This window comes from Chitinophaga sp. GbtcB8 (assembly GCF_019091455.1).
GTDB lineage: Bacteria > Bacteroidota > Bacteroidia > Chitinophagales > Chitinophagaceae > Chitinophaga.
The window spans coordinates 1-22575 of the sequence record NZ_JAGXJN010000063.1 but is presented as its reverse complement, the minus strand read 5'-3'; the positions used below and the strand labels follow the sequence as shown (position 1 = coordinate 22575).

At 42.9% G+C, this 22575-nt stretch carries 23 protein-coding genes and 2 pseudogenes; 15 read left to right on the top strand and 10 right to left on the bottom strand.

The window, feature by feature from the left end:
* The first annotated feature begins 19 nt into the window (after positions 1 to 19).
* Positions 20 to 922 carry an IS256 family transposase gene (locus tag KVT36_RS30610; RefSeq protein ID WP_217607229.1) on the top strand — a complete coding sequence of 301 codons (903 nt, stop codon included), beginning with the start codon at positions 20 to 22 and terminating at the stop codon, positions 920 to 922.
* A 29-nt stretch (positions 923 to 951) separates the two neighbouring features.
* Here KVT36_RS30610 and KVT36_RS30605 read toward each other — a convergent pair whose 3' ends face one another.
* On the bottom strand, positions 952 to 3633 hold the full coding sequence (locus tag KVT36_RS30605; RefSeq protein ID WP_217607228.1) for a TrlF family AAA-like ATPase: 2682 nt from the start codon (positions 3631 to 3633) through the stop codon (positions 952 to 954).
* Between the two features lie 556 nt (positions 3634 to 4189).
* On the opposite strand from KVT36_RS30605, the gene KVT36_RS30600 reads away from it, so the two are divergent.
* The 13 genes and pseudogenes from KVT36_RS30600 (at position 4190) to KVT36_RS30540 (ending at position 14102) form a co-directional block, all read left to right on the top strand.
* Complete coding sequence (locus KVT36_RS30600; RefSeq protein WP_217607227.1) at positions 4190 to 4495, top strand: DUF4134 domain-containing protein; 306 nt, start codon at positions 4190 to 4192, stop codon at positions 4493 to 4495.
* 10 nt (positions 4496 to 4505) lie between these two features.
* Positions 4506 to 4838 carry a DUF4133 domain-containing protein gene (locus KVT36_RS30595; protein WP_217607226.1) on the top strand — a complete coding sequence of 111 codons (333 nt, stop codon included), beginning with the start codon at positions 4506 to 4508 and terminating at the stop codon, positions 4836 to 4838.
* Positions 4835 to 7342, top strand: coding sequence for a TraG family conjugative transposon ATPase (locus KVT36_RS30590; protein WP_217607225.1), 2508 nt, complete (start codon positions 4835 to 4837; stop codon positions 7340 to 7342). The genes KVT36_RS30595 and KVT36_RS30590 overlap by 4 nt, the downstream gene beginning before the upstream one ends.
* A gap of 22 nt (positions 7343 to 7364) precedes the next feature.
* Positions 7365 to 7997 (top strand): DUF4141 domain-containing protein, encoded by a 633-nt coding sequence (locus KVT36_RS30585; RefSeq protein WP_217607224.1) that lies wholly within the window; start codon positions 7365 to 7367, stop codon positions 7995 to 7997.
* Positions 7998 to 7999: 2 nt separating this feature from the next.
* A pseudogene (gene traJ / locus KVT36_RS30580) lies at positions 8000 to 8986 on the top strand (conjugative transposon protein TraJ).
* Positions 8987 to 9006: 20 nt separating this feature from the next.
* On the top strand, positions 9007 to 9630 hold the full coding sequence (gene traK, locus KVT36_RS30575; protein ID WP_217607223.1) for a conjugative transposon protein TraK: 624 nt from the start codon (positions 9007 to 9009) through the stop codon (positions 9628 to 9630).
* A 10-nt stretch (positions 9631 to 9640) separates the two neighbouring features.
* A complete protein-coding gene (locus KVT36_RS30570) occupies positions 9641 to 9937 on the top strand; it encodes a nitrogen regulatory IIA protein (protein ID WP_217607222.1) in 297 nt (98 codons plus the stop codon).
* Positions 9910 to 11253: a conjugative transposon protein TraM gene (traM, locus tag KVT36_RS30565; RefSeq protein WP_217607221.1), complete on the top strand. Its 1344-nt coding sequence runs from the start codon at positions 9910 to 9912 to the stop codon at positions 11251 to 11253. The genes KVT36_RS30570 and traM overlap by 28 nt, the downstream gene beginning before the upstream one ends.
* 26 nt (positions 11254 to 11279) lie before the next feature.
* Positions 11280 to 12188, top strand: coding sequence for a conjugative transposon protein TraN (gene traN, locus KVT36_RS30560; protein ID WP_217607220.1), 909 nt, complete (start codon positions 11280 to 11282; stop codon positions 12186 to 12188).
* Positions 12189 to 12206: 18 nt separating this feature from the next.
* Positions 12207 to 12766, top strand: a pseudogene (locus KVT36_RS33320) (conjugal transfer protein TraO).
* 11 nt (positions 12767 to 12777) lie between these two features.
* Positions 12778 to 13224, top strand: coding sequence for a DUF3872 domain-containing protein (locus KVT36_RS30550; protein WP_217607219.1), 447 nt, complete (start codon positions 12778 to 12780; stop codon positions 13222 to 13224).
* 113 nt (positions 13225 to 13337) lie between these two features.
* On the top strand, positions 13338 to 13610 hold the full coding sequence (locus KVT36_RS30545; protein WP_217607218.1) for a hypothetical protein: 273 nt from the start codon (positions 13338 to 13340) through the stop codon (positions 13608 to 13610).
* 249 nt (positions 13611 to 13859) lie between these two features.
* The gene (locus KVT36_RS30540; RefSeq protein WP_217607217.1) at positions 13860 to 14102 is read left to right on the top strand and encodes a hypothetical protein; all 243 of its coding nucleotides are present in this window, start codon (positions 13860 to 13862) and stop codon (positions 14100 to 14102) included.
* Here the strand turns inward: KVT36_RS30540 and KVT36_RS30535 are convergent.
* From KVT36_RS30535 to KVT36_RS30500, 8 genes are all read right to left on the bottom strand, one after another.
* Positions 14080 to 14418 (bottom strand): molybdenum ABC transporter permease, encoded by a 339-nt coding sequence (locus KVT36_RS30535; RefSeq protein ID WP_217607216.1) that lies wholly within the window; start codon positions 14416 to 14418, stop codon positions 14080 to 14082. The genes KVT36_RS30540 and KVT36_RS30535 overlap by 23 nt on opposite strands.
* 518 nt (positions 14419 to 14936) lie before the next feature.
* A complete protein-coding gene (locus KVT36_RS30530; RefSeq protein ID WP_254640270.1) occupies positions 14937 to 15611 on the bottom strand; it encodes a PRTRC system ThiF family protein in 675 nt (224 codons plus the stop codon).
* The gene (locus tag KVT36_RS30525) at positions 15608 to 16333 is read right to left on the bottom strand and encodes a prokaryotic E2 ligase family D protein (protein ID WP_217607215.1); all 726 of its coding nucleotides are present in this window, start codon (positions 16331 to 16333) and stop codon (positions 15608 to 15610) included. The genes KVT36_RS30530 and KVT36_RS30525 overlap by 4 nt, the downstream gene beginning before the upstream one ends.
* Entirely contained in the window at positions 16330 to 17502 is a 1173-nt protein-coding gene (locus KVT36_RS30520) for a hypothetical protein (protein ID WP_217607214.1), read from the bottom strand. The genes KVT36_RS30525 and KVT36_RS30520 overlap by 4 nt, the downstream gene beginning before the upstream one ends.
* A gap of 16 nt (positions 17503 to 17518) precedes the next feature.
* Complete coding sequence (locus KVT36_RS30515; protein ID WP_217607213.1) at positions 17519 to 17737, bottom strand: PRTRC system protein C; 219 nt, start codon at positions 17735 to 17737, stop codon at positions 17519 to 17521.
* Between the two features lie 26 nt (positions 17738 to 17763).
* Complete coding sequence (locus tag KVT36_RS30510) at positions 17764 to 18375, bottom strand: prtrc system protein e (RefSeq protein ID WP_217607212.1); 612 nt, start codon at positions 18373 to 18375, stop codon at positions 17764 to 17766.
* 45 nt (positions 18376 to 18420) lie between these two features.
* Entirely contained in the window at positions 18421 to 18693 is a 273-nt protein-coding gene (locus tag KVT36_RS30505) for a hypothetical protein (RefSeq protein ID WP_217607211.1), read from the bottom strand.
* Between the two features lie 61 nt (positions 18694 to 18754).
* Positions 18755 to 19828 carry a DUF932 domain-containing protein gene (locus tag KVT36_RS30500; RefSeq protein WP_217607210.1) on the bottom strand — a complete coding sequence of 358 codons (1074 nt, stop codon included), beginning with the start codon at positions 19826 to 19828 and terminating at the stop codon, positions 18755 to 18757.
* A gap of 800 nt (positions 19829 to 20628) precedes the next feature.
* Here KVT36_RS30500 and KVT36_RS30495 point away from each other — a divergent pair.
* Complete coding sequence (locus KVT36_RS30495; protein WP_217607209.1) at positions 20629 to 21663, top strand: hypothetical protein; 1035 nt, start codon at positions 20629 to 20631, stop codon at positions 21661 to 21663.
* 271 nt (positions 21664 to 21934) lie between these two features.
* Here the strand turns inward: KVT36_RS30495 and KVT36_RS30490 are convergent.
* Positions 21935 to 22575: site-specific integrase (locus KVT36_RS30490; protein ID WP_217607208.1), on the bottom strand; the 641-nt coding region annotated here is incomplete at its 5' end.

The following is a 22575-nucleotide window of genomic DNA, read 5'->3' as shown; positions in this document are numbered from 1 at the left end:
ACATTGCTAAATTCATTAGATGCCAAAATTATCTGTTCGACAGTTAACGGAAAACATGCACTTGCTCGGAGGGATACATGTACGGGAACTTTACGGAGTAGAGATGAGTGAAGCAACAATCTCTCATATTACAGACCGGATTATAGACCATATAGAGCAATGGAAGAACCGTCGGCTGGACCGGGTATACATGGTTGTCTGGATGGATGCTATTGTGTTTAAGGTTCGTCATGAAGGTAAGGTAGTAGATAGGGCAGTTCAAATAGCTGTAGGGCTTAACAATAGCGGCTACAAGGAAGTCTTAGGTATGTGGATTTGCCAGAATGAAAGTGCCGCTTTCTGGATGGGAGTATTAACGAACCTAAAATCCCGTGGTGTGGAGGATATTCTCATTACCAGTACCGATAATCTAAAAGGCTTTGTAGAGGCTATTAAATCAGTATATCCTGAAGCTAAAACCCAGATATGCATCGTGCACCAGCTGCGCAACTCACTCAAATTTGTGGTATGGAAGGATAAAAAACAAGCAGCCATATCCCTGCGGCAGATTTACAGTGCACCAGATGCAGACCTGGCGCTGGCCCAGCTCCAGCATTTTGACGAACAATGGGGTGCCAAATATCCTTACATTATCAAATCCTGGAAGGCCAACTGGGATAAGTTATCTACCTTCTTCGAGTTCCCGCTGCAGATCCGAAGGATCATTTATACCACCAATCTGATTGAGAATATCAACCGGGGGATCCGTAAATATACCAAAGCCAGAACCATGCTTCCCAATGACCAGGCAGTTGAAAAAGTGGTATATCTGAGCCTGATGCAGGCCCAAAAGAAATGGACCATGCCTCAGCGAGACTGGCCCATTATGCTCTTACAGTTTATCAATCTTTTTGGTGAACAGCGTTGTAATCTTAAACTTTGACCTTTGCACTGTTATCTAAACACGGAACCTTACACAGTTAAATTAACAGTCTCGTTTTGCGAAACAAATCCTGAAAGCAATTTTCTATCACGCTTCTTGAATGCTTCTTCTCCTCCTTCGAGTCTCAAAAGATTTTTCCTGTTAGATAGATCCTCTATTGTTGTCGACAAAATTTCCGTATATACTTTCTCTTTAGGAATTTCTAATATGTGAATGAGTTCGGCATCCCCATTAATAACAAAGTTTGCATTATGGGTTGCAAAAATAATTTGCCTTTCAATTTTCTTATCCTTAATTAGATCAACTAGGTATTCAGCAATTAATCTATTATCCAAATGTGCTTCCGGTTCATCAATTAACAACGGTTTTACCCCAGTCATTAATAAAGTAACTACGACAGCTGTACATCTTTGCCCAAAAGAGCACGACGTAAGCGGAGTGCTTCCGTAAAAACCTAAGATTTGAACATTCTCAGATGTATTGTAGATATTCTTTTCTACCATTGATTTATAGATATCGAAGTTGAATTTACTTTCAAAAATCTCGTAGAATACCTTTACATAAAGCAAGTTTTTGTCACTTAACTTTCGCTCAACCTGCTCCATAAACTGCTCATAGGTGAAATCCAAAAAACTTTCATCAGGTTTTATTTGGTCTAAGCACGAGAAAATATTGTCCCAAGACAATCCAGATTTATGATAACGCTGGAAATAGTCCCGAAATGTTTGATATAATTTGCTTTTATACCTATCCCAAAAGAATTTGTACTTAAAGCTAGTTTTCTCCACGTTGTCATTACTTATATCCAAACCCTTGTTGATTGCTTCTAAACGTAGGGTGATAATTTGTTCACATTCTTTCGCAATTCCTTTCAAGTCGGATACCTGTTCACTAAGCATCTTTATTTGCTGCGCTTTAAGCTGTATTTTTTTGTTCAGCTCTTCAATTTCTTTATTTACTGTTGCAATATTTGACGTCGCCCTATCAACATCTGCGATAATATCGGGGGTACTACCTATCGATGTAAAATAATCAACTATCTGTTGTTTAAGAGATGCTAATTCTATATTCTTATCTTGTAAAAGTTTATCAGTTTCTGGAAAGGTCTTATATCGTGTTATGTAAGTTACTCCTCGGTCGTCCTTGAACCTTGTGATTTCATCTATAGCGTTAATATGATTTACAATTTCAATTAATCGACGGCCATATTCATCAGAGTTGTTTTCCATATCAACGGATAAGCATAGGTCAGTTAGTGTTCCAAAAAATTCTTTATATTGATTTATGCTATGGTCTATGTTTCCAATTTCTGCTGTAACTTCATTGACCTTGTCTGATAGATCTTTATACTCTTGGTTTTCTATTGAAGCAACTATTTTCCTGTCGTTTTCTAAAGAAGTCTTTTTCTCCGATAAATTGTTTTTAAAAACTTCAAGATCTGCAATAGCCTTGATTTTCTCATCAATTACTAACAATTTTGAATTGAGTAATCTTTCTTTTTCATTGTATTCATTACCCACCGCTTTTATTCGCTCATTAAAAATCAAATCGGTCAGTCTATTGCCGGAAGAAAGTTCTTCAACTTTGCCTTGGCTAATAAACTCTATTTCATTTGTCCCGGTAATCGTAATGTATCCCTCATTGTCAGTCTTAAGGATATCTTTTCCTTGAACCATTATTCTATTTTCTTTAAAGAAATCTAACTGTTCACCCAATTGCTGAGCTATTAGATTTATTATAGTGCTCTTTCCTGAACCTCTACCACCAATGATGCACGTAAAATATGGACTAAAGGCAATTTCATTTTTCAACTCTGATAAACAAAAAGGTTGCTCCGAATTTGTTTGCAAATTCTTCAACACCGTATTTTCAGGGAAATCAAATTTGATGCTCTCAATAGTCCTGTGGGGTTTTTTTATATTATCATTGCAATCAATCCTATACTTTGGCTCAAACATGATCTGCTTTAAACCTTCAAATACCGGTTGACTTTTAATCCAGGTTGTTTTACTTCCGATATCACCAATACAATGGGCGTCGCTACATACAATATTAGGCTTTGGCTTAAATCCTAACCTGGCTCTCTCGTTATCCAGACTCAAAAAAAACTCTGTGTCCTCTCTTCGACCAAACATTATGTTTGAAAGTTCGTCTAACTTCTTAGCCAATTCAATGCTTCTTGGCTTACTGCTCGGATGAAAGCCTCCGTAACCATTAGGAACGCCGACAATCAAATAGTCAGTGCTATTAAAATCTTTTTTTAACTGCGCTATTAAAGCATCAGCAGAAATCGTAACCTTATCAAATCCTATAATAGCTATACTATCAAAGCTACAATACACTGATGTGGTGGATGCGATGTTGTTTAGCTCAATTCTCGCTAGTGTTTCATTTATCGCCTTAATTGAAATGGTTTCCGGGTTAAATAATACATGAATATTTATATATTCTCCACTGCCGTTCGTGTCGTTGGTTCTAAATTCAACATTTGGAATTACAAATACATCGCTTCCCAACCCTGCGGTAATTTCATTGTATTCATGTTCCTGAATTATGAAATAATTGGTCAAGCCGATGACTTTCAATTCTTTTTCCTTAACTGTTTTACAAAATAAATCGACACCGCAGTTGTATCTATTATTCATATTTGTATAGGGGCTATGTACGTGCAAATCCCATTTATTCCAAAAAGAACCTTTATTGCTTGTCATAATACTACTCAATTTTACTTTTGTCCTATTCCTTCAATAGTGTACAGCTATGGAGAATTTAAAGCCAATAGCTATGGCGCGATAAATAGTTCGACGATGTTTATCATGCGAATGGCAATTTAAAAGAATAAGATCGTTTTAAATAGGTGCATTTCAATTTGGCTTGCTAACTAGCTTCTTCGTCTTTAATCTGATGCCCTATCCGATTCGAAGCAACTCAATCTCTCTCCAGAATGAACTATCGCTTCTGATATTTTCAGTCTATACATCAGATGCACTTTTACATTTTAAACATGTCTAATTCATTCAAATTTAAGTAAAATAGGAGAATATCCAGCACATGGCAAGCCGTAACCCTCAAGTGTGATAGGATAAATTTATGTGGAATAAATCGAAGATCCTCCGGGGAACAAAGAGGTGGACTTCATCTAGGCCATACCAAGCCAAGTAATTCCCCTGCAAGCCACTTCAACACAACACCTCCTTTTCCATGACACATTTGCTGCGAAACCCCGCACCAGTCGGGAATTACGTAACAATAAAATGTGTTTAAAACATGGAGAAACAAAGAAAAAAAGTGCTGCTGACGGCTGTGGTATTGTTGTCCGCTATGGGAGCCTTTGCACAAGGCAACGGCTCTGCAGGCATCAACGAGGCAACCCAAATGGTGACCTCTTATTTTGATCCCGCGACAAAGCTGATCTATGCCATCGGCGCCGTCGTAGGATTGATCGGTGGCGTTAAGGTGTATAACAAATTCAGTAGTGGCGACCCCGATACCAATAAGACAGCGGCCAGCTGGTTCGGTGCCTGCATCTTCCTCATTGTTGCCGCTACCATCTTACGTTCATTCTTCCTCTAACCCAAGCCCTATGAAAAGTTATAACATCAATAAAGGCATCGGAAGAACCGTGGAGTTTAAAGGGCTCAAAGCACAATACCTGTTCATTTTCGCTGGCGGGTTACTTGCCGTCCTTGTCCTCGTAATGGTACTCTACATGGCTGGTTCCAATTCTTATGTATGCCTGGTGATCGGCGGTGGCTGCGCATCGATTACGGTCTGGAAGACATTCTCGCTGAACAAAAAATATGGCCAGTACGGGCTTATGAAAGTGGGCGCAAAGAAAAGGCATCCACAGTATATCCTCTGTCGCAAGCGTGTCCACCACTATCTCAGGTTCACCGCAAAAGCCATCCGCCCATGAGAAACGTAGCCAGGGCCACTACACTGGAAAGTAAGTTTCCATTGCTGGCGGTTGAAAACAATTGTATAATCTCCAAAGATGCCGATATCACGGTTTGCTTCCATGTGCAGCTGCCGGAATTGTTCACCGTTGCTTCTGCTGAATATGAGGCCATCCATTCCGCGTGGCATAAGGCTATTAAGACCTTGCCCGACCATACCGTTGTACACAAGCAGGATTGGTTTATCAAGGAGAACTATTCCCCGGATGTTGCGCAGGAAGGACTGAGTTACCTGGCAAAATCCTATCAGCGGCATTTTAATGAGCGGCCGTTCCTGAACCACTACTGCTACCTGTTCCTGACAAAGCCCACGAAAGAGCGCATGCGGATGCAGAGTAACTTCTCATCGCTTTGCAAAGGTGTACTTATCCCAAAAGAAATGCGGGACAAGGAGAACCTTCATCGCTTTATGGAGGCCGTTGCGCAGTTTGAACGGATCGTCAATGATTGCGGCTTTGTTAAACTCACGCGCCTGGATGAAGATGAAATCATCGGAACAGAAAGCAAGCAAGGCATACTGGAACAATACCTGACTCTTTCCAGGGACACGGGTGCAGCTATGCAGGATATTGCATTGGGCGCCGAAGAAGTCGGTATAGGGAACAACAGGTTATGCCTGCACACGCTGTCCGATACAGATGACCTGCCGGGAACTGTATCTGCTGATAACCGTTTTGAAAAGCTATCAACTGACCGTAGTGATTGCCGTTTATCGTTTGCTGCCCCGGTGGGTTTGTTATTGAGCTGTAATCATATTTACAATCAATACCTGTTCCTGGACAACAGCGAAGAGAACCTCCGCAAGTTTGAAAAGTCTGCAAGGAACATGCATTCATTGGCACGTTACAGCCGGGCCAACCAGATCAACAGGGAGTGGATCGAACGTTACCTGAATGAAGCCCATTCCTTCGGGCTTTCTTCCATACGCGCCCATTTTAATATCATGGCCTGGTCAGACGACCCAGCAGAATTAAAACAGATAAAGAATGATACCGGAAGTGCGTTGGCACTGATGGAATGCAAGCCACGCCACAATACGACAGATGTAGCGACAGTTTACTGGGCAGGCATGCCTGGGAATGCAGGTGATTTCCCTAGCGAGGAAAGCTTTTACACGTTTATCGAACCGGCATTGTGCTTCTTTACAGAAGAAACCAACTACAAAAATTCCCCATCGCCGTTCGGCATCAAGATGGCTGACCGGCTGACGGGAAAGCCTATCCACCTGGATATCTCAGTCCTGCCCATGATGCGCGGGATCATCACCAACAGGAACAAGTTCAAACTTGGCCCGACCGGAAGCGGTAAGTCTTTTTTCACAAACCACATGGTACGCCAATACTACGAACAGGGCGCTCATGTCTTGCTTGTTGATACGGGCAATAGCTACCAGGGCCTGTGTGAACTCATCAAAGGCAAGACAAAGGGCACCGATGGCGTGTATTTTATCTACACGGAAGATAACCCGATCGCCTTTAATCCTTTCTACACCGATGATGGTGTCTTCGACATTGAAAAGAAGGAAAGTATTAAGACGTTGATTGTCACCCTTTGGAAAAGGGATAATGAACCTCCAACCCGTTCAGAGGAAGTTGCCTTGTCCAACGCGGTCAGCGGTTATATCGAACAGATTAAGCAGGATAATTCCCTTCCATCATTCAACGGGTTCTATGAGTATGTGCAAACTGACTACAGAAAGGTTTTGGAAGAAAAGCATGTACGTGAAAAGGACTTCGATATTGCCAACTTCTTAAACGTACTGGAGCCTTATTTCAGGGGTGGCGAGTATGACTACCTGCTGAATTCTGACAAGCAGTTAGACCTTCTTTCCAAACGGTTTATTGTGTTTGAAATTGACGCGATTAAAGATCATAAAACTTTATTTCCCGTCGTCGCAATTATTCTGGCTGAGGTTTTTATCAACAAAATGAGGCGACTCAAAGGCGTACGCAAGCTTATACCCATTGTAGAGGCCTGGGAAGCCATCGCAAAGGAAGGCATGGCGGATTATATCAAGTACCTCTTTAAAACTGTGAGAAAATTTTTCGGGGAGGCAATTGTTGTCACCCAGGAGGTAGATGATATTATCCATTCGCCCATAGTTAAGGAAAGTATCATTAACAATTCCGATTGCAATATACTGCTTGACCAGCGCAAGTACATGATCAAGTTTGTCGACATCCAGGCGATGCTCGGCTTAACTGAAAAGGAAAAATCCCAGATCCTTTCCATCAACATGAATAACGACCCGAAGCGGCTGTACAAAGAGGTCTGGATTGGCCTCGGCGGCACTCATTCCGCTGTTTACGCCACAGAAGTAAGCCTCGAAGAATACCTCGCCTACACGACTGAAGAAACAGAAAAGTTAGAGGTCATGCAGCTTGCCCATGACCTGGACGGTAATGTGGAGCAGGCTATCAAGCGGATAGCACTTCAAAGACGGGAAAAGGAAAACAATTATTAATCACACAAAAAATCAAAGGACAATGAGAAAGATCATGTTCATGATGGTTGTGGCCCTGGTATGTGCCACTGCACCATCTGCAAAAGCACAATGGGTTGTGACAGATCCTGCAAACCTGGCATCAGGTATACTGAACAGCGCCAATGAAATCGTACAGACATCATCTACCGTATCAAACGTAATCAAAAGCTTCAACGAGGTGAAAAAGGTATATGAGCAGGGGAAGGAGTATTACGACAAACTCAAAGCGGTAAGCAACCTGGTCAAAGATGCCAGGAAGGTACAACAAACAGTGCTGCTGGTTGGCGATGTTTCTGAAATGTATGTAAAGAACTTCGGAAAAATGATGACCGACCCGAATTTCAGCCCGCAGGAATTAACTGCCATCGCAAACGGGTATTCTAAACTACTGACAGAAAGCACAGAGCTGTTGAAAGAGTTAAAGCAGATCGTTACTGCTACCGATCTCTCCCTAAACGACAAAGAGCGCATGGATATAATAAATGGTGTGTACGAAAAAGTAAAGGACTATCACAGCCTGGTGCGCTATTACACCAATAAAAATATTTCTGTAAGCATCATCAGGGCAAAGAAGCAGAACAACACCAAAAGGGTGCTCGATCTCTATGGCACTGCTGAACAAAAATACTGGTAGGCATGGAAAATCTTCATGAAGTGCTACGCACATTGTATGATGAGATGATGCCGCTTGCCGGGAGTATGGCAGCAGTAGCAAAAGGACTTGCCGGTTTAGGTGCGTTGTTTTATGTCGCTTTAAAAGTATGGCAGGCGCTCAGCCGTGCTGAACCCATTGACGTGTTTCCCCTGCTGCGTCCTTTCGCCTTGGGCATTTGTATTATGTTCTTTCCAACCATCGTTTTGGGCACGCTCAACGCGGTACTCAGTCCGGTAGTAAAAGGCACACACGCTATACTGGACAGCCAGGTAATTGACCTCAACAAGTTACAACAGCAAAAGGATCAATTGGAAAAGGAAGCAATGCTCCGTAACCCGGAAACAGCTTACCTGGCATCAGATGAAGAATTCGATAAAAAGCTGGAGGAATTGGGATGGTCGCCTTCCGACCTGGTCACCATGACCGGGATGTACATGGAAAAAGGCATGTATGAACTGAAGAAGGGTATAAGGGACTGGTTCCGGGAACTGCTCGAAGTGCTGTTTCAGGCTGCAGCACTAGTCATAGACACCATCAGGACATTCTTTCTTATTGTGTTGTCCATACTCGGGCCGATCGCGTTTGCCATATCCGTCTGGGACGGCTTCCAGTCAACCTTAACCCAATGGCTTACCCGTTATGTCAGCATCTACCTGTGGCTACCGGTAGCAGACCTGTTCAGCTCTATGCTTGCCTAGATACAATCCCTTATCCTGGAAAGTGATATTGAGCGCCTGTCCGATCCCAATTTTATCCCGGACACTTCCAATGCCGTGTACATCATTTTTATGATCATCGGAATTATCGGGTACATGACTATCCCCACCGTTACGGGCTGGATCATACAGGCAGGTGGTGCCGGAAACTACAACAAGAATGTAAGCCAGACTGCAAGAAGGGCCGGAAATATTGCTGGCGCTGGCGTCGGAGCCGCAGCCGGCAATATTGGGGGCCGGCTATTGAAATAACACAATTAATCATCACAAAAATGGAATTCAAAACGCTAAGAAATATCGAGAACAGCTTCAGGCAGATCAGGCTTTACGCCATTGTATTTGCTGCCCTCTGCATCAGCGTGGTAGGATATGCCCTATGGCATTCCTACCGCTTTGCAGAGCAGCAGCGCCAGAAAATTTATGTGATGGATAACGGTAAATCCCTGATGCTGGCCCTATCCCAGGATGTATCAATCAACCGCCCGGTAGAGGCCCGCGAACATGTCCGCCGTTTCCACGAACTCTTTTTTACGCTGGCACCGGATAAGAATGCCATAGAGAGCAATATGAACCGGGCATTTTACCTCGCGGATAAATCTGCCTTTGACTATTATAAGGACTTATCTGAAAAAGGGTATTACAACAGGATCATATCGGGCAATGTACAACAGCGTATTGAAGTAGATAGTGTGGTCTGCAACTTCGACCACCATCCTTATGCGGTGAGGACTTATGCAAAGCAGTTCATAATCCGTTCCAGTAACGTCACCCGCCGTAACCTGGTTACTTCCTGTTACCTGGTAAACTCCGTCCGTTCTGATAACAACCCGCAGGGTTTTAATATCGAGCGGTTCCGGGTGTTGGAGAACAAGGATATAGAGGTAATAGAACGATAAAACAGGTATCATGAAAAATCTACGAATAAGCATGAAAGCCTGGTCCGAAAAGCTGGATGGACATTGGCGTGCGGTCCCGTTAAGGAACCAGCACAGGTACACGCTGCTGTTCTTTTTGGGATACCTGCTACTAACTATCGGGGTACTCCTGAAAGTAGGCTTCGATACAGCAGCCCCCAGCAAAGAAATGCCCATCCAGCATATAGTGAACCCGGTTATTCAAAACAAACAATCCGGCGCTGCGCCGGACAGCATCCACAATTCAAAAAAAGAAATGCTATGGAAAATAATGAAAGCAAAAGAGTAAGCATCCTGGTAGAGGATGGCGACCGTAACAAAGATGAGGAAGTATCCTCTAACGGTGGCGGCAGCAAGTTTGAAAAAGTAAAAAAGCCGATGATTTTCGCATTGATGGCGGTTGTATTCATAGGCTGTATGTACCTGATCTTTAAACCATCGGCAGATAAAAAGAAAGCTGAAGATGCGGGATTGAATGGCGCAGTGCCCCAGGCTACCAATGCCGGTTTGCAATCCGATAAACAAAAGGCATGTGAGCAGGAATCACTGGAGCAGAAAGATCAGGAAAAACGCAATGCCCTGCTTTCTTTATCTGATTACTGGAATGAAGATACCGTAGCCGGGGGCAATGAGGCCGGACAGGAGCAGGAGCCTGAAGATGACATTGAATATGTTCGTGGCTCAACACCTAACTACAGCAGGGGCAACTCTGCGCTCAATAGTTACCGCAACGCACAGGGGGCGATAAACTCTTTTTACCAGGAAGAGGATTCCGAAACGAAAGCGCTCCGCAAAGAACTGGATGAGCTGAAGGAACAATTAGCAGAGAAGGATACACCGCCCCCAAATAATGTTGAAAGCCAGCTGGCATTGATGGAAAAGTCTTACCAGATGGCTGCCAAGTACCTTCCGGTAGGCAACAATGGTACTGAACCTCAGAAAGCCGCAACAACCGAAGCCGCCGGCGCTCCCGGTAATCAACAGGAGCATTTTGTTGCCTTTACACCCGCAGGTAAAAACGTGGTTTCTGCATTATACAGGGAGCCGACAGATAGTGCGTTCGTTGCAGGCCTGGACGAAACCAGGAACCGTGGCTTTTATACTGCAGGTGTTACGGAAAAAGCGATCGTCCCCAAAAACAGTATCCGTGCCTGCGTTCAGCAAACGCAGGTTATTACCGGGGAAAGCGGTGTTAAACTACGCTTACTGGAGCCTGCCAGAATGCAGGGCCGTACCATCCCGGAAGGAACGGTACTTACAGCAAATGCCAAATTCCAGAACGGGCGCCTGCAACTAAAGATAACATCTGTTGAAGCCGATGGCAATATTAGTCCTGTGGATATTACCATTTACGATCTTGATGGTCAGCAAGGCCTGGTGGTTCCCTATTCGCCTGAAATGAATGCCCTTACTGAAATCGCCGCCAATATGAGCCAGACTACGGGGAGCAGTGTTATGATGACCCGCTCTGCAGGCCAACAAGTGGCAGGAGACCTGAGCCGTGGCCTTGTGCAAGGTATCTCTGGCTATTTCTCCAAAAAAGTAAGAACCCTGAAAGTAACCCTGAAGGGAGGGCACCAGGTGTGGCTTGTTGCTAAAAATTAAATGTTCAATTCTAACAAAAACAAAAAATGAAAGCAATCATTAAAATCATAATGGCGCTCACCTTAATGGCGGGCGTTTATACGCCTTCGCTTGCGCAGGCAACATCCGAAACCTCCAAATTAAGTTTGGGAAAAGTTGATCCCTACCTGATGGATGTGACTTACAACAAAACTACCCATGTAATATTTCCAGCTGCTATCCGCTATGTGGACCTGGGTAGTGAATACCTTGTAGCAGGCAAAGCAGCAGATGCCGAGAACGTGCTGCGTATAAAGGCTTCCGTTCGTGACTTTGAGGACGAAACGAATTGTTCCGTTATCACTGAGGATGGAAGGTTCTACAATTTTAACGTGTATTACAGCTCATTTCCTGCAATACTGAGTTATGACCTGCAGAAGATGCAGAAAGCATCTGACAGGCAAAGTGGAAATGATGTACTGTTTGAGGAACTGGGCAACACTCCACCGTCGCTTGCAGGGTTGCTTATGGAAACCATTTATAAAAAGGATAAAAGAATTGTAAAGCATATCAGCTCCAGATCTTACGGTATCCAGTTCTCGCTTAAAGGTATTTACATCCACGACGGTAAATTCTATTTTCATACCGAACTGCGAAATAAAAGCAACGTGCCATTTGATATTGACTTTGTGAATTTCAAGGTCGTAGACAAAAAAGTTGCTAAACGTACCGTGGTACAGGAAAGGGCGCTGATGCCCCTACGGCTGTATAAACCGCTGGAACAGGTGGCAGGTAATGCAGTAAAGCAAAACGTGTTCTTGCTGGACAAGTTTACAGTTTCCAATGATAAAGTCCTGTTGATTGAAATCTTTGAAAAGAACGGTGGCAGGCAACAGGTCTTACAGGTAGAAAACGCCGACCTGGTAGGGGCGAGAGCGATCAGTAATATGCACCTGAAGCCAATTAACTTTTTTTAAAAAAACAACAGTAAACAAATGAAAAGATATATCTGTACCGTTATACTGGCTGTGATCAGTATAACGGTAGCCCAGGCACAAAGAATGCTTCCCAGGCAGAAAGGGCTGGAAATAAATGCAGGTGCCTTGTCAGCCAAAAAGCCGGGCGGGAACTATTACCTCAATGCCGGGCTCACCGTAAGCGGGAAAAACGGCAATTACCAGTTGTGGATGTTGGAATATAGCCACGAATATGCAGGCTACAAGAACTTACATATACCGCTGGAGACCTATACAGCTGAAGGAGGTTACAGCCTGAAGCTGTTGGCAGATCATGGTAAGAACATTACGTGCAATGCGGCAGTTACAGCAGTTGCTGGCTATGAAACCATCAACCGTGGGACAGACATGCTCTACGATGGGGCAAAGATCCTGAACAAGGAGCATTTCATATACGGGCCGGCGGGCGTTTGTCTTTGGAAACTTATTTGTGTGATCATTTGGTTTTTCTCGTCCAGGGTAGAGTCAAAGCCTTATGGGGGACTTCTAGGGAGCAATTCCGGCCATCTGCAGGAATTGGATTAAGGGTTAACTTTTAAAATACAATCTGATGAAACCAACAAACAATAATTACAGAATAAAGTATCCGGGACTATGGGCGCTTTTGGTGATGATATTCAGCTCCGTCATGTTCAGCTCCTGTAAAAAGCACGACCTTGATATACAACAGACTTTTCCTTTTGAGGTAAAGGTAATGCCTGTCCCGTCTGAGGTGGCCAACGGCCAGGCGGTGGAGATCCGGTTAACTATCCAAAGGTCGGGCAATTTCAAGGATGCCCGTTACTATATCAGGTATTTTCAATTTGAGGGGAAAGGGATACTAAGGTATTATAACCAGCCAGCCTATTATCCCAATGACCTATACCCATTGCCACAAACCGAATTCCGGCTGTACTATACCTCACAATCCGAAGTATCGCAATCTTTCGAGGTATGGATATCGGACAATTTCGGAAATGAAAAGCAGCTGAGCTTTCAATTTGATAGCAGTGATTGATCCATTGTTACCATTTAAGATAAACGGCCTGTCATGTAGATGGGCCGTTTATCCTATAACCGCTTACGCCTCGATCAGTTGTTTGTTACTGAAATTTCAATAATTTTGTTATAATGGAAAAGGGCATAGATTTTAATGGATTAACTGTAGCGGCAACATGGGATGAACCCCTGAAGCCCGGAACGGATATCTACGTCCATACCGGGGATCCAGGTTTAGCAATGAACATATTGGAACTTTTTCTGGATGCTATGGGCAAGCGAAATCTCTGGTACGAATCATATTGGCTTGATCACCACGATTACCAGGAAATGAGGTTGACCAGTTCCAGTGAACAAGTTTGGAATGAGTGGTCGCGTGAGCATGTTCTGTCTAAAACACAATAGGAGGAATGTAAGAAATCACAGGCATGGATTCAAACAAAGACAAATCCAGCTATGAATAACTCCGAAGTTTAGGGATATTTTTTTAGGTTAGTAAACACAAACGAACGGCTTACCTGCAGGTAAGCCGTTTTTATTTTACTCGACAGGCCAAACAGTGGCCTGATAACGCCAAACCATTCCATCACAAGCAGGGGCATCCGGTGCATCTGTAATTTCCGGATCGTAACACAAACTATTAAAACCGGAAATATGGAAATGGAAGACAGCTATCCTGGACTAAAACAAAAAGCATCGGAATTATCGGCCTTTGGATTTGCCTGGGATACTTTTGTTATCTCGTTAAAAAACCAGGAGATTATAAGGTTTGTTCCGGACGACCCAAAGCGTTTCCGCCAATGGCTAAATGAACATAGTATAAGGGATGTTGATGCAGAAAAGCACTTAAAAGTCAAAGCTTCCAACGACGAGGTTAAGCTAAAGAGGAAACTTTAGTTAGAAAACTTTCCTGGAATAGCTTGTGTTCAAGTCGTGCATGTTTTTCTGTAGTTGTTTTTCCCTCGGCAGCTTTTGCCTTTTGTTTGCCTTGCCAATAGTAGACCAGTAGAAAGAGAATTCCCAATATTGCCAGAAGCCTGCCTACTATTCTACCAATACGCTCGATAAAGGGTATGGCCAAACGTTGGTTATAGCTGGAAAATCCCTGGGTTCCGTAGGGAGTAGTTCTATTAAATTTTCTTCGGCCTATCCAATATAGAAGCCCGATTCCTAATAGCAGGGATATTACACCTAAAACTAAAGTGGGAGCCATATTCAAATGTTTATTGGTTGTTATAAATTTACGGAATAGTAGAGAAACTGCAAGCGGATAAGTTGCCTATAATATTGTTAAACCACGGATGTTTAGTTGCATCCGGAATGGACTATTACATCCAGTATCCACTCGAATGGTAATGACGCAAATCTAACAGGCGGCGTTCTTTTGCTTCTTTTCTTTAGCCGCTCATGTGGAAAGAAAAGAAGTCCAACGACACGAAGATGGGATAATGAATATCCCTCGGAAAATGGCCGCAACCTGTTTGGTAAAATGTGAAGGGAAGATTATGTGCAAGGGCATTTTGACAAAGGGGTTGCACCGGTTCCTGCAAAAAGAATCCCCGACCAATGGGAGGGGGTTCTTTTTGCCGCCGTACCTGGCTATTAAGTCACCTTTACGGGATGGGTGGTAAAATCCTTCAGGTTATGAAAGAAGCCCCTGTATGGTGACAATCCGTTACGGAACAAGCCCCACAAAAGGGAGCATCCCATCGGAACCAGTGAAGAATTGATTTATAAATCCTGCTTTTCCAATGCTTCGGCAAGCGAACAGCTGGGTGTGTCGTCTGTAGCTTCCGACTGTTTGAGCAGCTCCCCAAATTCATCGGTCACAAATGGCAGGTTGTCTACGGTTTCATATTTATCTGACTTAGGTTGGCGTATCCTTCCAACAGTTGAGAGCATAACCTGCCCGGTGTATTGGCTGTTGCCAAATTCGATCCAATATTTGGGTTGATTGCAAAAACTTCGGTTATGGTTGCACTTCAGGATATCCGCAATGCCGAACCTTGCCGCCACATCATCCACACAGGAGATATAAATACTGGCATCGGTGTGTTCTGGCAATCTTCCTAAAGCGTCCTTCCGGAATCTTTCCGTTTCAGCTTTCCAATTTGTCCCTGACCATCTGTTAGCCCTGTTTATGAGCGCGACAGACTTATGGAGTCCTACTTCGCAATCGGCAAAACGCTGCCTGCCTAAATTGGGTTCGGTTACAATATCATCATCCCATAAGCGTACTTGCAGTCCTGCGTGTCGAAAACTAATCAGGCTATGGTTCATTTCAATAAGGGCTGTCAGAACTTTTGACCCTGTACCGCCAGCACCGATCAGGTTAACCTCAACCGGGTTTGTGGGCGCAATTAAGTCGTTATCTGTAAAATGCACTTTTATTTTTTCAGTGTTCATCGTAATATGTTTTTAACTGTTCTGTTGTTCTTAACCAAGACATCCTTGGGGAATGGTTCCCCTGTCCTTAAAAGTTTCCCCCACAGGCTTACGCAGTTACCCTTAATAGGGTTGTGATCCTGCATCAGGTGGCTGAAATAGCTATTGAAAAAATAAGTTTCCCATGCGTTCATAAATTCCTCCAATGATGCCGACGCTTTGATCTGTACATCCACATTACCCATACATACATTGCCGCTGTCATAGACATTAAAAAACGGGGCGTGATACAATACGGTCTTTTCACTTGGTTTCCTGTCGCTTGCTAGGGCAAATACCATAAGAGCGTTTCTGTTGGCATGCCAAAGCAATGGGGGGACACAGGCGTTGCCATTGGGTAATCCCAGTTTTTCTGAAAAGTATAGTTGCCGTACCTGCTGTTTGGTGTACCAGGTAACATTACCATTCTCTGCTGAATTGATGTGCAATACATTATTCGGCAAAATGCCTTTCGGTCTTAAAAACGACTGGCTTTCCTTTTCCTGTAGCCGCAATGCTTTAGACAGGCGTTGTGCTTCCCTTATGGTCAGAGGATGGGCGTTAACAGGATTGCCATTTTTGTCCATGTCGAAATACTCCACGTACATATCGCTATTTGACCCTCCTGTTTCATAAAATACCAGTGCAGATTTTGGATGGTACAGTGTCCCGAAGTTTCGCGTTATATCCATTGCTGTGTTCATTGCGCTGCCCTTTTATAGTTATTCAATAAATAGCATAAATCTTCTATGATTTCAAACAGGCTGTTCTCAAAGTCAAGGTTGCCTGTTACTGCTTTTCCATTAAAACGCTTGGTAACGACTGGCTCCTGCAGTTCTCCAAGCTCATTAAAATCATTGTTGACATTCTCCGTAAGGTTTTCATACAGCCAACCTTTACTCTCGCCAACAAAAGATATGTATTTCTCCATCCCGATCATTTCTGAGTAGTAATCATCCTCATTTTGCCCGGTGTCACCAGATGCCGCATTGCGGAATATCTTCTCATTAGGATAATGCATGTACAGGGATAAGGTGTCTTTGGCCAACTGGCAACACTGGCGGTCATATTCATCCCTGCTTTTAAAACCGTTGATACGCTCCTTGAAGAAGGTTAAATTGTTGCGGTTGGAAACCTTTTGCTCCATCCGGCCTCCGATCCATTCTGATTGGTGCAGCTCCTTTAAATATGTTTCCGTACTGTCTGATTCTTCATCCATTTCCACCCATTCCCTAAGCATTACATACTGCCAGTACAGGTAGCTGTCTTCCTGTCTGAAGTACGGGATGTCAGCAATATGGTACAGGTAGCTACACACTGATAAAAGCAGGTGTCCGGTTTCTTTGCGCTGCGGGTCTTTAATGATCCTGTAGAGCGGGGCAACCGGGACGTAGTAAAGTGTTGCCCCTGTACGGTATCTTTCCTCGCTGGTCAAATATGTTTTCTTTCCATCCTGTACCAAACGCAGGTCGTCCCAATGTTTGCATTTTTCTTTCAGCTTTCTCTGTGTATCCCATAAAGACAGGCAAACATTGTAGGGGAAGCTATAAGACCGTGTGGGTATTGGTTCAATACAGAAATGCTCGGCCAGTTGGGAAAGGGACTGGTAAAAATCCCTTTCCGTTTTTTCATTTTTGTTCGGATGTTGTATTTCCTTGTTCTCTTTTAGCTTAGGCAGAAACGATGTTCTTAGAAAATCATTGGCAGCATAGGGATCGGTACGCATTTCGGCTTGTCCCTGCTGATTTCGTTTGCGTCCTTTCGGCGTTGCATCCATTGGCAAAACAAGCCCAATTCTTTGTGAAGTTTTCTTTGCTGCTGTTTTTCGGGGATGGTGATTGTTCCCCATATGATTTGCTGTTGCATATTCCATTGCTTTTGATTTTAGGTTATCCTTTTGTTCCCATTACACTCTCGAACCTGTACTGTAAAGTATCATCTCTGATAACAGGGGCTGATACTTTTGCGGTCGTTAGAATAGGATAGGTGTTCGCATAAAAGTTCAGTACCGTTTCCACGCTCCATTTTGGTTCAGGGTCTGTCAGTCTTATTTGCTGTCCCTTATCAGTAAATATGAATACTCGTTCCAGTGCTGTTGGTAATAACATGATCTTATTTTTTTAATATTGGTGAATTATTCTGTTTCGCTGCCGTCCTCTTGGTCATTTGAGCGTTCATCAAATAGGTTGTTTTCTTCCGATGGCTCTGTTGTTTTTGTTGCGGTAACAGGTGCGCCAAATAGGTCAGGAGCAAACTTGGATGATAAGGAAGTTTTTCTTTTTCGTATCTCATCTGCCTGTGCAGGGAATTGTTCGGGGGCAGGTACTTTCACCCACGCCTCCCTGTACTTGCCTTCCTTCTCCAGTTCGTCTACCTTTTTCATGGCTTCGTTAAACTTCTTATCTTTTTCTTCCTTCTCCTTTTTTACTTTGTCGGCTTTGTCCTTCTCCATTGCCGAGTGTTTTTTTGCTTCCTCCACTTGCTTTAAATAGGCTTCCATATTCACCATTAGGCCTGAAGCGGTTTGTAACGGCTTGGATATTTCGTCAAAAAAGCCACCATCAATTTCTTGGGCTGTTCCCCTTAGATTAAGGCGGGGGATGAGGTGCTTGGCATTATCCCCGCATTGCTCGTTTTCAAGTATCATGGATACCAGATAATTGTTGTCTGCTCCCTTTGCTACTGTTAGGACTAGGTTTCCCGTGATGTTAAGGTCTGCTATCTGCTGAAAAAAATTAGTTTCCATATAGTTGTTTTTGTAGTGTGATTACTTTTTCTAGCTATGCTGTATTTAACGCTGTGCCGCTTCCATCCAATCCCAATCAATAGCATCTAATAGCGCCTCGATGCTGTCGTACCAATTACTATCATAGAATTGTCCAACGATTTTTATAGCGTCTTTGCACTTCCTTATGCCTGCTACCAAAACTTGCTGCCTGCTTTCATGGGCTGTTCCCCACGGGTAAAAAGGCTCTTTAAACATTACGATATTATTTCTCTTTCTTACGAACTTTAACTTCTTTTCGTTAGTATCGAATAGCATATTGTTGTCAGTCTGTTTCATGGCTTTGACTTTTTTATTGTTTGATTTGCTGCGGGGAAGGCTTCCCCGCAGCAGAAAAAGTTTAATTCATCAGCAATGCATCGGCCCCACTCCTGGCAAAATCTGCACACAATTCAAATGCTCTCTGCGTTTTCGCCTGTGCTGTTCCACCCATTACAATTGATTGTAGTTTTGCTTCCCCGTTTTTATAGCTACGAAGGTTCTGGTAGTAACCTGTCACCGCATTGTATGCTCCGAACAATGTGCCTTTAGTGGTTTCCATCTGTTGCGTGTCACTCATCATCGCATAGAGAAAGGCGTCATCTACCGTGTTTTTATAAACTGTGGAAAGTTCATCATCTGCGCCTTTTTTAAGCAAATCCAATGTTTCTTTGTTTGGGCACAAAGCCAGTTGTATCAGCTTCTTCACTTCATGATCTGTTACACTAACCTTAGACCATGCGTTGAATATCCCTTCCAATTGTTTGCTAAGCATGTTTGCCAATCCCATAACCTTACGGGCATCCTCCAAACGTTGTTTTGCTCCAGCTGTGTGTTTGATGCGGACAACATTTGACATATTACGAAGGGAGGCATTAAGGGTGTTCTGACAAACAATTCTTATGGGCGTAAAAGCCGCTGTAATGCTTCCGCTGCCGTCATGCGATGTAGTAAGGAAGATATACTTCTCTGTTACATCATCGCCGTTTCCTACGCGTATATAGTCCGGCAATTTCGCAGTTATGAATATGCGTTCACCGTTGCCTAAAGCCCCCGCTGTTTCATATAAGATGCCATCGCCACCACCTACAATAGCATCAAAAAAAGCAAAGGCTTCACGGTTTTGGACAATGTGGTAGTCTTTACCTACTATGCCTAATACAGTATTGTTGTCACTACGAGTATTAGCAAAGTAGTCAGGCACTTCAATTTCGGCATCCCTTATTTCAATATTTTCTGCTGTATGTATAATTCCTGATCCCTTTGTATACAGTGGGGTTTTGATGACTGCGTAATTAAGTCCTGAGTATTTTATTGCTTCTTCACTTGTTGGGAATTGCTCAACGATTTGTCCCACACCGTGCCATGCTTTTTGTTGTACGCTGAAGAATGAATATCGTCCTGTCTGCTTGTTGAAATTGAGATTGTGTCCCATGTTGTTTAAATTTTAAATATTTGAAAAATGATTGAGGGGTTGAGGTTAAAAAGGCAGGGCTTCTGCTACGTTCTGAAGCTGCGCCGCCTCGATGTTTCCGGGTTTTGCAGTAGCCTTTGATTTTTTTGACTTATTCGGCAATGAGAGGAGGTGCTGTTTCGTTTCATTTTTTTGCCATTTCCAATGCTGTTGATCTTCATGTCTGACATTTTTTTTTATTCGTTTAAAGTGCCGGAGTATGCTTTGTTTCGTTCCACGAGTACAAAAGATTAGTGTTTAGCAGCCACAAGGTTTGGGGAAAAAATACTACCCAAGGGGTGGAGATTTTTTTCCAAACTTGCATGACCTTGTGGCTGCGTTAAGAACACGATCATACCTTTGCTCTTGAAACGGAACAAAAAAGCATACTGGCTCTTTGAATAAAAAAGATGCGGAAGCAATGACGATGGCATTGCACAAATGGTACACAATGGATAGAAATTACATATCCAGGCAGCTGGATATCCAAACATGATTTCTTCGGGGAGTGTGGATCTGCGAGCCACCTTGCTTTGTGATGAACGATATTTCGGCAACGAGCGAACAATGGGCGTAAAAAAACCAGAAATTAATTATCCTGGTCTTTATATGATATTGGCCTTGGAATGCTACTCCCTATTCTGGCCTAAAAAAAACTGCGTCGTTATACATTTGGTTGTTTGTTTTGAGATCATTAGTTTGTGTGAGAATTGGGGTGTCCCTTGTATGAAAAAGCGAATATTCCCAAAGCTCGTTTCTAAATCATCTAATTATTTAGTTCAATGGCAAGCTGGTTAATACAGACGGAGGGAATTATTGATCATGGTAATATTGTTCAGTTCATCGGCACTCAGCCTGCAAGAGTCTTAACACAGATCGTACTTCATTTTTTTCGGAACACGCATGTAAATTTTTTCGAAGAAATCGTAAATCTAATTGAAAGCGGGAAGTTGGATAATGAAATTGACTATGGGGTTGGTGAAGTTCCTTTGCAAACTGATAAAGGAGACTATCGAACACCGAAAATAACAATTGCGTCCAGGAGTATTCAGCTGCATGAGTCATTTTATTCCTACCAGTGGTCTATCACCTATGCTATATATGCTCTCTTTTTGGAGACAATTGATTATCCCAAAATGAATGAAATTGCTGGTTTCGAGAAGTATAAAATATCCCAAGATAAAATACTACAGGCAAAGGATCTTTTTGCGTATGCAAAAAGCTTGATTGTAATGTATAGTGAATGGAATAAGGACGAAATGCCTAACCCAGAAAGATATAATGCTTCAAATAGAGATTACATAGAACAAACAAATGTGTTTTTCACAGAGGGAATGAAGTTTATACTTTGCCATGAATATATACACGCAAAAAAACATCTTGACAACCTGCCCGAATCTTCATGCGATGATTGCTTTAAGGATATGGAGGTTGAAGCAGATAATGAAGCAATAGACCTATTATTGAAAGGCACTTCTCCAAGTAATAGGTTTGTAATAGATATAGGAGTGGTATTGGGCGTTGTATCAATGTTTTTTTTCAGCGCAACGACAACTGGCAGGAAACATCCAAATGCTGAAGAGCGATTAACTAATGCGTTAGAAAGGTTAGCCATTTCGGATGATAGCCATGCGTGGGCCTTCGCATGTGTTGGTCTTGAATTATGGGATGAACAATTTAGTCTTGAATTAAATTGGAAGGGTAAAGGAAGCGTGAGTTACAAGGCCCTTTACTACGATATAATGTCCCAGATAAAACAAAAAAATGCCGGCTCACAGCCAATAGAAGGAACAACAGATGGAAGATTGGCGGATTAATTTTATATGGTTTGGCTAACTTGTGTAATCTGTGCATGCGAGGAAGTTCTTTTATTTACTTTTAACAGTTGCCAATTATACTGAGTGACTAATTGGACTTGATAAATGGAAAGATGGAAAAGACAATGCGATTTGGGCTAGTGCGCCTGTACTGAGTCCCAGCGACACTTAGTGAGCTTTGAAAAAAGCAAATTTTGGCATTTAAGGGTAAAACAAAGCAGAACGTTTTATATCCCGCCTTTTATTCACTTTAGATTACCTCATCCAGCCATTAGCTTGCAGCTTTCAGGTTGCCTTTTTCGTCAAAAAGTTCATGCTGTAGCCTGCTCATATTTCTACTGATTTTTCGTTGTGTAGCTTTAGCATATTTCTCAGCGGTACGAACACTCTTTAAGCCCAACATTTTGGCAACCGTAACTAACGGCACTTCATTTTCCAGTGTGATGGTTGTTGCAAAAGTATGGCGGGCATAATGGGTCGTGAGGTCGGCACGAATATTGCATTTTTCAGCGATTTCCTTTAAGCAGCGGTTATAATACTGGTTGGAATAAATAGGAACCAATTTACCCTCCCTAATTCGGCAAGGATGGCCCTTATATTTTTCCAGGATCAGCAATGCAATAGGCAGTAGAGGTACGGATTCTCGTACATCTGTTTTTATCCTGCCTGTTTTAACCCATAATTTGCCGTCAATGCCCATAAACAGGTCGCCAGTTACAAGCTGCTTTGCATCTTCATAGGCAAATCCGGTGAAGCAACTGAACGGGAAGGCATCTCTTACAGTATTCAACCTATTTCCCAAGTCAGTATTAATGAGGCGGATCAGCTCTTCTACTGTAAATTCCGGACAAAGTGAACCACCATTCCGGCGCAAAGTGAACCACCTATAAGGCGCTTTAAGTAGCGTTGTCA

What these genes read in the sequence shown, in the direction of transcription:
- KVT36_RS30600 (WP_217607227.1), top strand. Translation starts at nt 4,190, where the DNA reads ATGGAGAAACAAAGAAAAAAAGTGCTGCTGACGGCTGTGGTATTGTTG.
- KVT36_RS30540 (WP_217607217.1), top strand. Translation starts at nt 13,860, where the DNA reads ATGGAAATGGAAGACAGCTATCCTGGACTAAAACAAAAAGCATCGGAA.
- KVT36_RS30500 (WP_217607210.1), bottom strand. Translation starts at nt 19,828, where the DNA reads ATGGGACACAATCTCAATTTCAACAAGCAGACAGGACGATATTCATTC.
- KVT36_RS30510 (WP_217607212.1), bottom strand. Translation starts at nt 18,375, where the DNA reads ATGGAAACTAATTTTTTTCAGCAGATAGCAGACCTTAACATCACGGGA.
- traK (WP_217607223.1), top strand. Translation starts at nt 9,007, where the DNA reads ATGGAATTCAAAACGCTAAGAAATATCGAGAACAGCTTCAGGCAGATC.
- KVT36_RS30590 (WP_217607225.1), top strand. Translation starts at nt 4,835, where the DNA reads ATGAGAAACGTAGCCAGGGCCACTACACTGGAAAGTAAGTTTCCATTG.
- KVT36_RS30525 (WP_217607215.1), bottom strand. Translation starts at nt 16,333, where the DNA reads ATGAACACAGCAATGGATATAACGCGAAACTTCGGGACACTGTACCAT.
- KVT36_RS30550 (WP_217607219.1), top strand. Translation starts at nt 12,778, where the DNA reads ATGAAACCAACAAACAATAATTACAGAATAAAGTATCCGGGACTATGG.
- traN (WP_217607220.1), top strand. Translation starts at nt 11,280, where the DNA reads ATGAAAGCAATCATTAAAATCATAATGGCGCTCACCTTAATGGCGGGC.
- KVT36_RS30545 (WP_217607218.1), top strand. Translation starts at nt 13,338, where the DNA reads ATGGAAAAGGGCATAGATTTTAATGGATTAACTGTAGCGGCAACATGG.
- KVT36_RS30530 (WP_254640270.1), bottom strand. Translation starts at nt 15,611, where the DNA reads ATGAACACTGAAAAAATAAAAGTGCATTTTACAGATAACGACTTAATT.
- KVT36_RS30585 (WP_217607224.1), top strand. Translation starts at nt 7,365, where the DNA reads ATGAGAAAGATCATGTTCATGATGGTTGTGGCCCTGGTATGTGCCACT.
- KVT36_RS30505 (WP_217607211.1), bottom strand. Translation starts at nt 18,693, where the DNA reads ATGAAACAGACTGACAACAATATGCTATTCGATACTAACGAAAAGAAG.
- KVT36_RS30570 (WP_217607222.1), top strand. Translation starts at nt 9,641, where the DNA reads ATGAAAAATCTACGAATAAGCATGAAAGCCTGGTCCGAAAAGCTGGAT.
- KVT36_RS30520 (WP_217607214.1), bottom strand. Translation starts at nt 17,502, where the DNA reads ATGGAATATGCAACAGCAAATCATATGGGGAACAATCACCATCCCCGA.
- KVT36_RS30610 (WP_217607229.1), top strand. Translation starts at nt 20, where the DNA reads ATGCCAAAATTATCTGTTCGACAGTTAACGGAAAACATGCACTTGCTC.
- KVT36_RS30535 (WP_217607216.1), bottom strand. Translation starts at nt 14,418, where the DNA reads ATGGCTCCCACTTTAGTTTTAGGTGTAATATCCCTGCTATTAGGAATC.
- KVT36_RS30515 (WP_217607213.1), bottom strand. Translation starts at nt 17,737, where the DNA reads ATGTTATTACCAACAGCACTGGAACGAGTATTCATATTTACTGATAAG.
- KVT36_RS30595 (WP_217607226.1), top strand. Translation starts at nt 4,506, where the DNA reads ATGAAAAGTTATAACATCAATAAAGGCATCGGAAGAACCGTGGAGTTT.
- KVT36_RS30605 (WP_217607228.1), bottom strand. Translation starts at nt 3,633, where the DNA reads ATGACAAGCAATAAAGGTTCTTTTTGGAATAAATGGGATTTGCACGTA.
- KVT36_RS30495 (WP_217607209.1), top strand. Translation starts at nt 20,629, where the DNA reads ATGGCAAGCTGGTTAATACAGACGGAGGGAATTATTGATCATGGTAAT.
- traM (WP_217607221.1), top strand. Translation starts at nt 9,910, where the DNA reads ATGGAAAATAATGAAAGCAAAAGAGTAAGCATCCTGGTAGAGGATGGC.